The sequence below is a fragment of the Xanthomonas massiliensis genome (assembly GCF_900018785.1).
In the GTDB taxonomy this organism is placed as follows: Bacteria; Pseudomonadota; Gammaproteobacteria; order Xanthomonadales; family Xanthomonadaceae; genus Xanthomonas_B; species Xanthomonas_B massiliensis.
On the sequence record NZ_FCOY01000006.1, the window covers coordinates 1,549,235 to 1,562,792 of the forward strand.

At 69.6% G+C, this 13,558-nt stretch carries 15 protein-coding genes; 13 read left to right on the forward strand and 2 right to left on the reverse strand.

What is annotated here, in order from left to right; genetic code table 11:
- Positions 1-6: 6 nt before the first annotated feature.
- Both BN3794_RS09955 and BN3794_RS09960 read right to left on the reverse strand, forming a co-directional pair.
- Positions 7-552, reverse strand: coding sequence for a type 1 glutamine amidotransferase domain-containing protein (locus BN3794_RS09955; RefSeq protein WP_066096777.1), 546 nt, complete (start codon positions 550-552; stop codon positions 7-9).
- An 80-nt stretch (positions 553-632) separates the two neighbouring features.
- Entirely contained in the window at positions 633-1,100 is a 468-nt protein-coding gene (locus BN3794_RS09960) for an SET domain-containing protein (RefSeq protein ID WP_066096780.1), read from the reverse strand.
- Between the two features lie 165 nt (positions 1,101-1,265).
- On the opposite strand from BN3794_RS09960, the gene BN3794_RS09965 reads away from it, so the two are divergent.
- From BN3794_RS09965 to BN3794_RS10025, 13 genes are all read left to right on the forward strand, one after another.
- Positions 1,266-1,730 carry an SUF system Fe-S cluster assembly regulator gene (locus tag BN3794_RS09965; protein WP_066096783.1) on the forward strand — a complete coding sequence of 155 codons (465 nt, stop codon included), beginning with the start codon at positions 1,266-1,268 and terminating at the stop codon, positions 1,728-1,730.
- Positions 1,731-1,746: 16 nt separating this feature from the next.
- Positions 1,747-3,204 carry a Fe-S cluster assembly protein SufB gene (sufB, locus tag BN3794_RS09970; protein ID WP_066096786.1) on the forward strand — a complete coding sequence of 486 codons (1,458 nt, stop codon included), beginning with the start codon at positions 1,747-1,749 and terminating at the stop codon, positions 3,202-3,204.
- Positions 3,201-3,710, forward strand: a complete 510-nt coding sequence (locus tag BN3794_RS09975; RefSeq protein WP_066096789.1) for a lysozyme inhibitor LprI family protein — start codon at positions 3,201-3,203, stop codon at positions 3,708-3,710. The genes sufB and BN3794_RS09975 overlap by 4 nt, the downstream gene beginning before the upstream one ends.
- A 12-nt stretch (positions 3,711-3,722) precedes the next feature.
- Positions 3,723-4,487, forward strand: coding sequence for a Fe-S cluster assembly ATPase SufC (gene sufC, locus BN3794_RS09980; protein WP_066096791.1), 765 nt, complete (start codon positions 3,723-3,725; stop codon positions 4,485-4,487).
- The gene (gene sufD / locus BN3794_RS09985) at positions 4,487-5,791 is read left to right on the forward strand and encodes a Fe-S cluster assembly protein SufD (protein WP_066096794.1); all 1,305 of its coding nucleotides are present in this window, start codon (positions 4,487-4,489) and stop codon (positions 5,789-5,791) included. The genes sufC and sufD overlap by 1 nt, the downstream gene beginning before the upstream one ends.
- Positions 5,788-7,026 (forward strand): cysteine desulfurase, encoded by a 1,239-nt coding sequence (locus BN3794_RS09990; RefSeq protein ID WP_066096797.1) that lies wholly within the window; start codon positions 5,788-5,790, stop codon positions 7,024-7,026. The genes sufD and BN3794_RS09990 overlap by 4 nt, the downstream gene beginning before the upstream one ends.
- Before the next feature lie 56 nt (positions 7,027-7,082).
- Positions 7,083-7,631 (forward strand): GNAT family N-acetyltransferase, encoded by a 549-nt coding sequence (locus BN3794_RS09995; protein WP_066096800.1) that lies wholly within the window; start codon positions 7,083-7,085, stop codon positions 7,629-7,631.
- The gene (locus tag BN3794_RS10000) at positions 7,628-7,960 is read left to right on the forward strand and encodes a non-heme iron oxygenase ferredoxin subunit (RefSeq protein WP_066096803.1); all 333 of its coding nucleotides are present in this window, start codon (positions 7,628-7,630) and stop codon (positions 7,958-7,960) included. Before BN3794_RS09995 ends, BN3794_RS10000 begins: the two co-directional genes overlap by 4 nt.
- Before the next feature lie 265 nt (positions 7,961-8,225).
- Positions 8,226-10,553 (forward strand): catecholate siderophore receptor Fiu, encoded by a 2,328-nt coding sequence (locus tag BN3794_RS10005; protein ID WP_066096807.1) that lies wholly within the window; start codon positions 8,226-8,228, stop codon positions 10,551-10,553.
- A 60-nt stretch (positions 10,554-10,613) separates the two neighbouring features.
- On the forward strand, positions 10,614-11,309 hold the full coding sequence (locus BN3794_RS10010; RefSeq protein ID WP_066097224.1) for a Fe2+-dependent dioxygenase: 696 nt from the start codon (positions 10,614-10,616) through the stop codon (positions 11,307-11,309).
- A 109-nt stretch (positions 11,310-11,418) separates the two neighbouring features.
- Entirely contained in the window at positions 11,419-12,063 is a 645-nt protein-coding gene (locus tag BN3794_RS10015) for a PepSY-associated TM helix domain-containing protein (RefSeq protein WP_066096809.1), read from the forward strand.
- A gap of 25 nt (positions 12,064-12,088) precedes the next feature.
- Positions 12,089-12,604: a DUF2271 domain-containing protein gene (locus tag BN3794_RS10020; protein ID WP_066096811.1), complete on the forward strand. Its 516-nt coding sequence runs from the start codon at positions 12,089-12,091 to the stop codon at positions 12,602-12,604.
- 35 nt (positions 12,605-12,639) lie between these two features.
- Positions 12,640-13,548 (forward strand): DUF4198 domain-containing protein, encoded by a 909-nt coding sequence (locus BN3794_RS10025; RefSeq protein WP_066096814.1) that lies wholly within the window; start codon positions 12,640-12,642, stop codon positions 13,546-13,548.
- Positions 13,549-13,558 lie beyond the last annotated feature (10 nt).

Sequence of the window (13,558 nt, forward strand, 5' to 3'; positions counted from 1 at the left end):
CGCGCCTCACTCGGCCTGCAGCGCCGTGGCGACCGCCTCGGCGAAGGCGGGGATGTCGTCGGGCTTGCGGCTGGTGATCACCTGCCCGTCCACCACCACCGCGCTGTCCTGCCACTCGCCGCCGGCATTGGCCAGGTCGGTCTTCAGCGACGGCCACGAGGTGACCTTGCGTCCCTTCGCCAGGCCGCTCTCCACCAGCATCCAGGGACCGTGGCAGATCGCCGCCACCGGCTTGCCGGCCTGGGCGAAGGCACGGACGAAGGCGACCGCTTCCGGATCGCGGCGCAGCGTGTCCGGGTTGATCACTCCGCCCGGCAGCACCAGCGCGTCGTAGTCGGCCACGCGGGCCTTGGCCAGCGGCACATCCACCGCCACCGGGCGGCCCCAGTCGCCGTGCAGCCAGCCGCGGATGGCGTCGCCGTCCTTGGGCGAGACCACGTCCACCTTCGTCCCGCGCGCCTGCAGCAGGCGCCTGGGCTCCTCCAGCTCGGACTGCTCGAAACCGTCGGTGGCCAGCACCGCCACGCGTTTGCCGTCGAGATCGTGCGCCATGGGAACCTCCTCGCAATGGACGAGGCCCCACCTTGGCGCCGGCGATGTCCCGCGGCCGTGAACCGGGTGTTACCGCCGCGTCAGCGCTTGGGCTGCAGCAACGTGCCGGTGCAACGCGGCGAGCCGCAGCGGCAGGCCCAGATCTTCTTCAGCCGCGGGGTGTGACGCTCGGCCAGGGTGATGCCGTAGTTGTAGGTGAGTTCCTCGCCCGGGGCGATGTCGGCGATGGCCTCGATGAACACCCGGTCCAGGCGCCGGTCGCGTCCCGGATGCTCCTCCAGCACCGCCTGACAGTTGGGCTCGCAGCTGTGGTTGATCCAGCGCGCGGTATTGCCCTCCGCCGTGGCATCGATCACGTAGCGCTCGTTGAGCGTGAACAGGAAGGTGTGCCCGCTCTCGGCGTCGCCGGCGTTGCTGCGATCGACCTCGGCGTGGGTACGCCGGCGCCCCTTGTACTCGATGATCCGCTCGCCCTTGCCGATGGGTGCCACGGCGAACACGCCGTTGCCGTGGATGCGGGACTTGTGGGCGACGATCTTGCGGGCCATCGGGATTCCGTGCGGGGAGAACCCGGCGATTCTGGCGCAAAAGCCGGCCGCGCCCAAGCCGCGCGCGATGCGCGGTGGCGATGAACGCCATCGCCACGAGCGATTGGCCTGGCGCCGGCGAAAGGGTACAATTTTGGTCCGCATTGAATCCGGCCACTTCCCGCCATGCTGCGCGTCACCAAACTGACCGACTACGCGACCGTGGTGCTGACCGTCCTGGCCGGCCAGCCCGGCAAGGTGCTCAGCGCCAACGAGCTGGCCGAGCAGTCCGGGCTTGAGCCGACCACCGTGGCCAAGTTGCTCAAGCCGCTGGCCCAAGCCGGCCTGGTCGAGGGCCTGCGCGGCGTGCGCGGCGGCTACCGGCTGGCGCGCCCGGCCGAGCGGATCACCCTGATCGAGATCGTCGAGGCGATGGAAGGCCCGCTGGCGATCACCGAGTGCAGCCAGGACCACGGCCAGTGTGGCATCGCCCACCAGTGCGGCGTGCGCTCGAACTGGCGGCTGATCAACGACGTGCTGTTCGATGCGCTGCGCGGGGTCACCCTGGCGCAGATGCTGCAACCGCTCTCCCCCGCTTCCCTGGGCCAAGGCCGCCGGCGACCGATCGCCGTGCGCATCGCCCGTTCCTGACACCGTAGGCAGCCCGATGGCCACCGAACTCGCTCCCCCGCAGAACGCCGAAATCCTCGAACGCCTGGGACGTCGCTACGACGCCGGCTTCGTCACCGACATCGAGTCCGACTCCCTGCCGCCCGGCCTGGACGAGGACATCATCCGTGCCCTGTCCGCGCGCAAGGGCGAGCCGCAGTGGATGACCGACTGGCGCCTGGACGCCTACCGCCACTGGCTGCGGATGCCGATGCCGCACTGGGCCAAGCTCAATATCGCGCCGATCGATTTCCAGGCGCTGAGCTACTACTCCGCGCCCAAGGGGCCCAAGTACAAGTCGCTGGACGAGGTGCCAAAGGAGCTGCTGGACACCTACGAGAAGCTGGGCGTGCCGCTGCACGAGCGCGCGCGGCTGGCCGGCGTGGCGGTGGACGCGGTGTTCGACTCGGTCTCGGTGGGCACCACCTTCCGCAAGGAACTGGCCGAGAAAGGCGTCGTGTTCTGCTCGATGTCCGAGGCCATCGCCGAGCATCCCGACCTGGTCCGGCAGTACCTGGGCAGCGTGGTGCCGGCCGCGGACAACTTCTTCGCCGCGCTGAACTCGGCCGTGTTCTCCGACGGCAGCTTCGTGTTCATCCCCAAGGGGGTGCGCTGCCCGATGGAGCTGTCCACCTACTTCCGCATCAACGCCGGCAACACCGGCCAGTTCGAGCGCACCCTGATCGTGTGCGAGGACAAGGCCTACGTGTCCTACCTGGAAGGCTGCACCGCGCCGATGCGCGACGAGAACCAGCTGCACGCGGCGGTGGTCGAGCTGGTGGCGCTGGAGGATGCGGAGATCAAGTATTCCACCGTGCAGAACTGGTACCCGGGAGACGAGGAAGGCCGCGGCGGCATCTACAACTTCGTCACCAAGCGCGCGCTGTGCCGCGGCGCGCGCAGCAAGGTCACCTGGACCCAGGTCGAGACCGGCTCGGCGGTCACCTGGAAGTACCCGTCCTGCGTGCTGCTGGGCGACGACTCGGTCGGCGAGTTCCACTCGGTGGCGCTCACCCACCACCGCCAGCAGGCCGACACCGGCACCAAGATGATCCACGTCGGCAAGCGCACCAAGAGCAAGATCGTCAGCAAGGGCATCAGCGCCGGCCGCGGCCAGAACAGCTACCGCGGCCTGGTCAAGGTGGACCGCGGCGCCGACGGCGCGCGCAACTACACCCAGTGCGACAGCCTGCTGATCGGCAAGCAGTGCGGCGCCCACACCTTCCCCTACATCGAGGTGAAGAACCCCAGCGCCACCGTCGAGCACGAGGCCACCACCTCCAAGATCAGCGACGACCAGCTGTTCTACTGCCGCGCCCGCGGCATCGACCAGGAGAACGCCGTGTCGATGATCGTGGACGGCTTCTGCAAGCAGGTGTTCAAGGAACTGCCGATGGAGTTCGCGGTGGAAGCCAAGAAGCTGCTGGAGGTGTCGCTGGAAGGTTCGGTCGGATGATCGCCCCGTCCTCCTGGCGCCGATGCCTGAAGGGATCCGGCGCGCTGGCCCTGTCGCTGGTGGCGACCCACGCGCTGGCGGCCTCGCCGGATCACGCCTTTCTGGAAGGCCACTGCGACGCGGCCGACACCCAGTACGACTTGAACCAGTGCGCCGGCAAGGCGGCCGAGACCGTGGACCGGGAGCTCAACGCCACCTACCAGGCGGTGTTGAGGAAGTGGCAGCACTATCCGGCGGTGGTGGCCAAGCTGCGCGCATCGCAACGCGCCTGGCTGGCCTATCGGGATGCGGACGTGGAATCCAGATTCGCGTACGAGACCCTGGATGCCAGCCACCGGGGCACGATCCTGCCGTTGGCCGAGCTCGTCTATCGCGCGGGCCTGGAACAGGAGCGCACCGAGCGCCTGTGCGTCTACCTGCGCGGCCTCGCGGAGGGCGAGGTCGAACGCGCCTCATGCACCGAGCTCGTCGCAAGCCCCCGGATCGTCCCCGCACCCACCCATTGACTGCGAACCATCATGCTGAAGATCGAAAACCTCCACGCCTCCGTCGCCGGCAAGGAAATCCTCAAGGGCCTCTCGCTCGAGGTGAAGCCCGGTGAAGTGCACGCCATCATGGGCCCCAACGGCGCCGGCAAGTCCACCCTCGGCAACGTGCTGTCCGGCCGCGACGGCTACGAGGTCACCGCCGGCCACGTCGAGTTCGACGGCCGCGACCTGCTCGCGCTGGAACCGGAGGAGCGCGCCGCCGCCGGCGTGTTCCTGGCGTTCCAGTACCCGGTGGAAATCCCGGGCGTGAACAACACCTACTTCCTGCGCACCGCGCTCAATGCCCAGCGCCGCGTGCGCGGCGAGCCGGAGCTGGACTCGATGCAGTTCCTCAAGCTGGTGCGGCAGAAGCTGGCGGTGATGCACATGAAGGACGAGCTGCTGCACCGCGGCGTCAACGAAGGCTTCTCCGGCGGCGAGAAGAAGCGCAACGAGATCTTCCAGCTGGCCGTGCTGGAACCGAAGCTGGCGATCCTGGACGAGACCGATTCCGGCCTGGACATCGACGCGCTGAAGATCGTCGCCGAGGGCGTCAACGCCCAGCGCACGCCGCAGCGGTCGTTCCTGCTCATCACCCACTACCAGCGCCTGCTCGACTACATCAAGCCGGACGTGGTGCACGTGCTGGCCGATGGCCGCATCGTGCAAACCGGCGGGCCGGAACTGGCGCTGGAACTGGAGAAGCACGGCTATGCCTGGCTGAAGGACCGGGTCTCCCCGGAGGCGTTGTCCTGATGAGTGCGCTGCTCGACTCGATGCGCGACGCCTTCGCCGGGATGCGCGCGGAAGCGCGCCGGGACTCGCACGACGATGCCGCCCGGCGCCAGGCACTGGAGGATGCGCTGCGCGACGGCCTGCCCGGCCCGCGCGCGGAGGCCTGGAAGTACACCTCGCTGCGCCAGCTGGAACGGCGCCGCTTCGTCCCCGCGCCGCTGCAGCCGGCCGCGCTGGACCCGGCGCGGCTGGCCGCCATCCCCGCCCCGCGCCTGGTATTCGTCGATGGCCGCCACGTGGCCGCGCTGTCGGATCTTTCCGGCCTGCCCGCGGGCGTGTCGCTGCAGCCGCTGTCGCAGGCCCTGGCCGGCGGCGACGAGGCACTGCGCTTCCTCGGCCGCCGCTTCGCCCGGCCCGACGAGATCTTCGCCCGGCTCAACGCCGCGCTGGCCGACGAGGGCGCGCTGCTGCGCGTGGACGAGGACACCGTGGTGGAAGTGCCGGTGCACCTGGTGGCGATCACCAGCGCCGCCGGCGAAGGCGCCGCGGACCTGGCCTGGCACCATCGCCACCTGGTCGAGCTGCGCCGCGGCGCGCGGCTGCAGCTGGTCGAGCACCACCTCCACGCCGGCCCCGCCCGGCACCTGGCCAACGCCTTGATGCACGTGCACCTGGCCCAGGGCGCGCAGCTGGTGCATGCCCGCGTGCAGGACGCGGCCGACGGGCTGACCTCGCTGCTGCGCACCGATGCGGTACTGGCGCGCGGAGCCGACTACCGGCGCGTGGACCTGGAGCTGGGCGCGGCGCTGTCGCGGCACGAGCTCAACGTGCGCCTGGAAGGCGACGGCGCGAGCCTGCATGCCAACGGCGTGCTGCTCGGCGACGGCCGCCGCCACCTCGACACCCGCCTGGGCATCGAGCACATCGCCCGCGACACCACCGCCGGGCTGCTCTGGCGCGGTGTGGCCGCCGGACGCAGCCGCGTGGTCTTCCACGGCGGCATCGACATCCGCCCCGGCGCGGACGGGACCGACGCCACCCTGTCCAACAAGAACCTGCTGCTCTCGCCCGACGCCGAGATCGATACCCAGCCGGTGCTGGTGATCGATGCCGACGAGGTCCAGGCCGCGCACGGCGCCACCGTCGGCCAGCTCGACGCCAACGCGCTGTTCTACCTGCGCTCGCGCGGCCTGCCCCAGACCCAGGCCCGGCAGTTGCTCAGCGCCGCCTTCTGCCACGAGCCGCTGGGCCTGCTCGACGGCGTGCCCGCCATCCTCCTGGCCGGCTACCTGGACGCGGCGCTGGGCGCCTCGGGGGTGGCATGAACGCGCCCGCCGCGCGCCCCGCGCCGGACTGGGCAAAGGTCCGCGACGATTTCCCGGTGCTGCGCCGCCAGGTCAACGGCAAGCCGCTGATCTACTTCGACAGCGCCAACACCGCGCAGAAGCCGGCCGTGGTCATCGACACGGTCGACGACTTCTACCGCCGCCACAACGCCAACGTCAGCCGCGCCGTGCACGCCCTGGGCACCGAGGCGACCGAGGCCTACGAGGCCGCGCGCGGCAAGCTCGCCGGCCTGCTCAACGTGCGCGCCGACGAGGTGGTGCTGTGCTCGGGCACCACCTTCGCGATCAACCTGGTGGCCTACTCCTGGGCGTTGCCGCGGCTGCGCCCGGGCGACACGATCCTGGTCTCGCGCATGGAGCACCACGCCAACCTGGTGCCCTGGCAGCTGGTCGCCCAGCGTACCGGCGCGAGCCTCCGCGTGGCCGAGATCACCGCCGAGGGCACCCTGGACCTGGACGCCCTGCGCCGGGCGATGACGCCGGACGTGAAGCTGCTGGCGGTGGCCCACGTCTCCAACGTGCTCGGCACCGTCAACCCGGTGCGCGAGATCTGCCACGAGGCCCGTCGCCGCGGCATCGTGACCGTCGTCGACGGCTCCCAGGCGGCCCCGCACCTGGCCATCGACGTGCCCGCCATCGGCTGCGACTTCTACGCGGTGACCGGCCACAAGATGTGCGGGCCCACCGGCACCGGTGCGCTGTGGGCACGGCGCGAGCACCTGGAGGCGATGCCGCCGTTCCTCGGCGGCGGCGAGATGATCAAGGAGGTCAGCTTCGAGGGCACGGTGTTCAACGACCCGCCGCACAAGTTCGAGGCCGGCACGCCCAACATCGCCGGCTTCGCCGGGCTGAGCCCGGCCATCGACTACCTGCAGGGCCTGGGCTTCGAGCACATCGCCGCGCGCGAGCACGCCCTGCTCGTCCACCTCACCGAGGAGCTGGAGAAGATCGACGGCCTGCGCATCTTCGGCCAGGCCGCGGACAAGGCCGCGGTGGTGTCCTTCGTGGTCGCCGGTGCCCACGCGCACGACCTGGCCACGCTGCTCGACCTGGAAGGCGTGGCCATCCGCTCGGGCCAGCATTGCGCGCATCCGCTGCTGCAGTTCTACGGCGTGGGGGCCACCTGCCGCGCCTCGCTGGCCTTCTACAACACCCACGAGGAAGTCGAGGGCTTCGTGGCCGCACTGAACAAGGTGCGCAAGCTGCTCGGTTGAGCCCGCCACGGCGGTGGCCGCTACCGGCCGCCGCCGCCGGCACCTAGAATGCGCGCATGGATACGCGCCCTTCCTTCCGCCACGCCACGCCCGCCGACGTGGACGCCATCGTCGCCCTGGTCACCTCCGCCTACCGCGGCGAGGCCAGCCGCGCCGGCTGGACCACCGAGGCCGACTTCCTCGACGGCGCCCGCATCGATGCCGAAGACCTGCTGGCCGATATCGCCCGCCCGCGCAGCCGCGTGCTGCTGGCCGAGCAGGCCGGGCAGCTGGTCGCCTGCTGCCATGTCGCCGACGAGGACGGGGCCGGCTACTTCGGCATGTTCGCGGTCTCGCCCATCCTGCAGGGTGGCGGCATCGGCAAGGCGGTGATGGCCGAGGCCGAGCGCATCGTCCGCGAGGAGTGGGGCCGCACGATCATGCGCATGACCGTCATCGACATCCGCGACGCCCTGATCGCGTTCTACGAACGCCGCGGCTACCGCCGCACCGGCATCAAGAAGCCGTTCCCGTACGGCGACCCGCGCTTCGGCATTCCGCTGCGCGCGGACATCCGCTTCGAGGTCCTGGAGAAGCCGCTGGCCGGCACGGCCGAGGCCGCGTGAGCGAGACCTGGACCTTCGTCGCCGCGCAGGGCGAACTGCTGCCCGGCGAATCGCGCAGCGTCTGGGACGAGGTGACCGGCGCGCCGATCGTGGTGTTCAACCTCGACGGCGACTGCTATGCGCTGGAGGACCGCTGCAGCCACGAGGACTTCGAGCTTTCCCCGGGCACGTTCGACACCGCCGCCGGCAGCATCGAATGCATCCTGCACGGCGCGCGCTTCGACGTCCGCACCGGCGAGCCCCTGTGCCCGCCGGCGTATACCGCGGTCGCCAAATTCCCGGTCCGCATCGACGACACCGGCATCTGGACCCGCGACGACCGCGGCTGAGCTCTCCGTCCCGGAGCGCGCCGGGCCCCGGCGCCGCGGCGGGCGATGCGTGTCGCCGGCGTCACGATACCGGTAAATATTGCAAATAATTCTTGTTTGCGGCTGAATATGCCGCGATGACCGGCCCCGCGCCGGCCAGCGGCACGCCGGCGCACACGCGCCGGCCACCCTGCGAGCCCCAGCCAGCAACGAGACCTGCGCCGGACCGAGCGTCCGGCCGCGGCCGCACGCCACGGGCATCACCCCGAGCGCCGAAACGAAAAAGATGACCATCAAGAGCCGCAAACACGCCGTCACCCGCACGACTCCCGCCCAGGCCCTGGGCGCCGCCGCCCTGCTCACCTCGCTCGGCCTGGCGCCGCTGGCGCACGCGGAGGCCGATGCCGACAAGCCGACCACCCTGGACCAGATCGATGTCCACGGGCAGCGCTACGTCGTCGACAAGGCATCCTCGACCAAGTTCACCCAGTCGCTGCAAGACACGCCGCAGACCATCCAGGTCATCACCAAGGACCTGTTCAACCAGCAAGGCGCGACGACCCTGACCGAAGCGCTGCGCAATACCCCCGGCGTCGGCACGTTCTATGCCGGAGAAAACGGCTCCACCAGCACCGGCGATACCGTGTACATGCGAGGCTTCGACACTTCCAGCAGCATCTTCGTCGATGGCGTGCGCGATCTCGGGTCGATCTCGCGCGACCTGTTCAACATCGATCAGGTCGAGGTGGAAAAGGGCCCTGCCGGCACCGACAACGGCCGCACGGCGCCGACCGGGGCGATCAACATGGTCAGCAAGCGGGCCTTCCTCCGCGATGCGGTGTCCGGCACGGTCACCGGCGGCAACGATGGCCAGAAGCGCGCCACCGCCGACTGGAACCAGACCTTCAACGGCCTGCCCGGCGCGGCCCTGCGCCTGAACGCGATGTGGCAGGACAGCGACGTCGCCGGACGCGACCATGTCGAGAACAAGCGCTGGGGCGTGGCGCCCTCGCTGGGCTTCAACCTGGACGGGGACACGCGCTATTACCTCAACCTGTACTACGTCAAGCAGGAAAACGTCCCCGACGGCTTCGTGCCCACCATCGGCCTGCCCGGCTGGGTGCCGCAGACCGGCAACCAGCAGCTCGTGGGCCACCCGGTGGATCCGGAGAATTTCTACGGCACCCGCCTGGACCACGACAACGTGGAGGCCAAGCAGGCCACGTTCATCGTCGAGCACGACTTCTCCGACGCCGTCAAGCTGACGAACACCGCGCGCTGGGGCCAGACCACGCAGGACTACCTGCTCACCTCGTTCATGTCCACCAATGCCAACATCGCATGGACCGACATCGACGACCTGTCCACCTACACCCTCGCCCGCAGCAATGCCACGTTCAAGGACCAGCGCAACAAGATCCTGACCGACCAGCTCAACCTGCGCGCCGATTTCGCCACGGGCAGCATCGAGCACAATCTCAGCACGGGCCTGGAACTGACCCGCGAGGAGCAGTACACCTACGGCATCACCAGCACGGGCTCGCTTCCCGCCGCCAATCTGTACGATCCGGACTGGAACGACGTCGGCACCCTGGCCTGGTACCACAACGGCACCGGCACCTACGGCAAGACCGATACCGCCTCGCTCTACCTGTTCGACACGCTGAAATTCGGAGAACGCTTCCTGGTCACGGCCGGCGTGCGCGCCGACCACTACAAGACCGAATACAACAGCACCGGCGTCTGCAATACCGCGGGCACCTCCGGCGGAAGCCGCGGCGCCGTGTATTGCGGCACCGCGCCCCTGGGCAGCGTGATATCCAACGGCGACTTCCAGGCCAAGGACACCTTGTTCAATTGGAAGCTCGGCGCGGTCTACAAGGTTGGCGACACCGTCAGCCTGTACGCCAACTACGCGCTTTCGCAGCAACCGCCGGGCGGCGCCAACTTCCAGCTCGCCGCGGGCTCATCCAGCGCCAACGGCATCGACGCGGATCCGCAGAAGGCCAAGACGTTCGAGGCGGGCACCAAGTGGGCGCTGGCGGACAGTCTGGCCCTGAGCGTGGCGCTGTTCCAGACCGATGTCACCAACGAGATCAATACCGACGAACTGGACGACCAGGGCAATCCGACCCAGACCGGCGAGAAGCGGGTCAGGGGCGTGGAAATATCGATGGTGGGCAACATCACCGACGACTGGATGGTTTCGGCCGGTTTCACCGGGATGACCACCAAGGTCAGCAACGGCCCGACCGTGTCCGCCGACGGCAGCGACAACCTGACCTACTCGCCGGACCGGGCATTCACCAGCTGGACCAGCTATCGCCTGCCGTTCGGCCTCACCATCGGCGGCGGGGTGCGCTACTCCGGCGGACTGCACAAGGGCAGCGACGGCGGCGACACCGCCAATGGCGGCAGCACTCCCGCCTATACCAAGTCGTGGACCGTCTACGACGCGGTGCTCTCCTATGACGTCAACGACCACTTCACCTTGCGCTTGAACGGATACAACCTGTTCGACAAGAAGTACGTGGCTGCCATCAACAAGAGCGGCTACCGCTACACGCCGGGAACGCCCAGGACCTTCCTGCTCAGCGCGGACATCCGCTTCTGAACTCCGGTACGCAGGCCGGGGGCGCCTTCCACGGGAAGGCGTCCCCGCGTGGAGATCGCCATGTTGTTGCACATCCCGCAGATATTGACTCCCGATGAAGTGGCCCGGTTCCGCCGCGCCCTGGAAAACGCGCCCTGGGTCGACGGCCGCGAGACCGTCGGCGCCCAGGGCGCGCAGGTCAAGCGCAACCTGCAGCTGGCCGACACCTGCGCGCTCAAGCAGGAGCTCGGCCAGGCCGTGCTCAACGCCCTGGCGCGCAGCCCGGTCTACTTCGCCGCGGCGCTGCCGCTGCGCACCCTGCCGCCGCGCTTCAACCGCTACGAGGGCGGCGGCCAGTACGGCTTCCACGTCGACGGTGCGGTGATGACCATCGGCGCCGCCCATGGCCCGCAGCCGGCGATGACCCTGCGCAGCGACGTGTCGTGCACGTTGTTCCTGTCCGGGCCGGAGGAATACGAGGGCGGCGAGCTGATCGTCAGCGACACCTACGGCGAGCACGAGGTGAAGCTGCCCGCCGGCGACCTGATCGTGTACCCGTCCAGCAGCCTGCACCGGGTCGCACCGGTGACCCGCGGCGCGCGCGTGGCCTCCTTCTTCTGGGTGCAGAGCCTGGTGCGCGAACCGGCGCGCCGGCAGATGCTGTTCGAACTGGATGCCGCGATCCAGGCGCTCACCGCATCCGGGGCCGAGCGCGAGGCGCTGCTGCGCCTGACCAACGTCTACCACAACCTGTTGCGCACCTGGTCCGAGACCTGAGCATGTCAACCGCGTGGGGCCCGGCGCGTTTCCCGATGGCAGGCACCAACTGAGATCGATTCTCACTTGATGCCTTATACTTCTCCGTTCGATCCACCGCCGAGCCGCCGTGCCGCCTTCCCCCGCCCAATCCGATCCCGCCCTGGCCCAGCAGCGCCGCGGCTTCTGGCTGCGCACGCTGCACCAGTGGCACTGGATCAGTTCGGCGCTGTGCCTGGCCGGGATGCTGGTGTTCGCGGCCACCGGCCTGACCCTCAACCACGCCGCCAGCATCGAGGCCCGGCCGACGGTCGACCACGCCACGCTCACGCTCCCCGCCACCCAGCTGGAGGCCCTGGCAGGGCCGCAGGAAGGCCACGCCCCGCTGCCGTCGGCGCTGGCCGGCTGGCTGGCCCGGCGCACGGCGTTGCCGATCGGCGGCCAGGCCGCGGAGTGGTCGGCCGACGAGGTCTACCTGTCCCTGCCCGGGCCGGGCAGCGACGCCTGGCTGAGCATCGACCGCGGCACCGGCGCGGTGGAATACGAGCGCACCTGGCGCGGCTGGGTGTCCTACTTCAACGACCTGCACAAGGGCCGCAACGCCGGTCCCGGCTGGGGCTGGTTCATCGACCTGTTCGCGGCGGCCTGCCTGGTGTTCTGCATCACCGGCCTGTTCCTGCTGTACCTGCACGCACGCCAGCGGCGCATGACCTGGCCGCTGGTCGGCCTGGGCGTGCTGGTGCCGCTGCTGTTGATCCTGCTGCTCATCCATTGACCGATTCCCACCCCGAGGACCTTCCATGCGCGCCACCCTCACCATCGCCCTGGGCGGACTGTTCGTCGCCACGCCTTCCTTCGCGGCCACGCTGCAGGTGGACGTGGAACTGCCCAAGCTCAACGTCGCCGAATACCACCGTCCGTACGTGGCGATCTGGGTCGAGGATGCGGCGCAGAAGGACGTGGCCAACCTGGCGGTCTGGTACCAGGTAAGCGAATCCAAGGAGGGCCACGGCACCAAGTGGCTGCCCGACCTGCGCCAGTGGTGGCGCAAGAGCGGCCGCACCCTGAGCCTGCCGGTCGACGGCGTCACCGGCCCGACCCGCCCGGCCGGCCACCACGCGCTGTCGTTCACCGACGCCGCCCAGCTCAAGGGCCTGGCGCCGGGCCAGTACACCCTGGTGGTGGAGGCGGTGCGCGAGGTCGGCGGCCGCGAGCTGCTCAAGGTTCCCTTCTCCTGGCCGGCCAAGTCGGCGCAGGCCGGCAAGGCCCAGGGCACGTCCGAGCTGGGCACGGTCAGCGTGCTCGCCAAACCCTGATCCCCTCGCACATCCCCTTCCTCCAAGGAGTCTCGATGAAACGTTCCCTGCTGCTGGCCGCGGTCCTCGCCGCACTGCCGTTCTCCGCCCTGGCGCACAAGCAATGGCTGCTGCCGTCCTCGACCACCGTGGCCGGCAAGGATCCGTGGGTCACCGTGGACGCCGCCGTGTCCAACGACCTGTACTTCCCCGATTTCGTGCCGATCCGCCTGGATACCCTGGTCGTCACCGCCCCGGACGGCACCCGGGTGCAACCGCAGAACGCCTCCACGCTGAAGATGCGCAGCGTGTTCGACCTGGAGCTGACCCAGCAGGGCACCTACCGCGTGGCCAGCGTCAACACCGGCCTGTCCGCGCGCTGGGGCGACCGCCCCGGCCGCGGCCCCGGCGGCGAAGGCCTGGAGGGGCCCAAGGGCCAAGAAGGCCCCAAGGGCCAGGAAGGGCCCAAGGGCAAGGCGCCCGAAGGCAAGGGCGGTCCGGGCAACGGCGGCTTCCTGCGCAACGTCACCGTGGCGGAACTGGCCACGAAGATCCCCAAGGATGCCAAGAACGTGCAGGTCAGCGAAACCCTGGCGCGCGTCGAGACCTTCGTCAGCAACGGCGATCCGAGCGAAGTGCGCCCGACCGGCAAGGGCCTGGAGTTGGCGCCGGTGACCCATCCGAACGACCTGTTCACCGGCGAGCCGGCCAAGTTCCGGCTGCTCGTCGACGGCCAGCCCAAGGCCGGCCTGGAGGTCCAGATCGTCCGCGGCGCCACGCGCTACCGCAACGCCCAGGACGAGATCCGGCTCACCACCGACGCCAACGGCGAGATCACCGTCAACTGGCCGGAAGCGGGCATGTACTGGCTCTCGGCCTCCGCCAGCGACGACAGGACCAGCGTCGCCCAGGCCACGCAGCGCCGGCTGAGCTACATCGCCACGCTCGAGGTGTTGCCGGAATAACGCCCGGCCC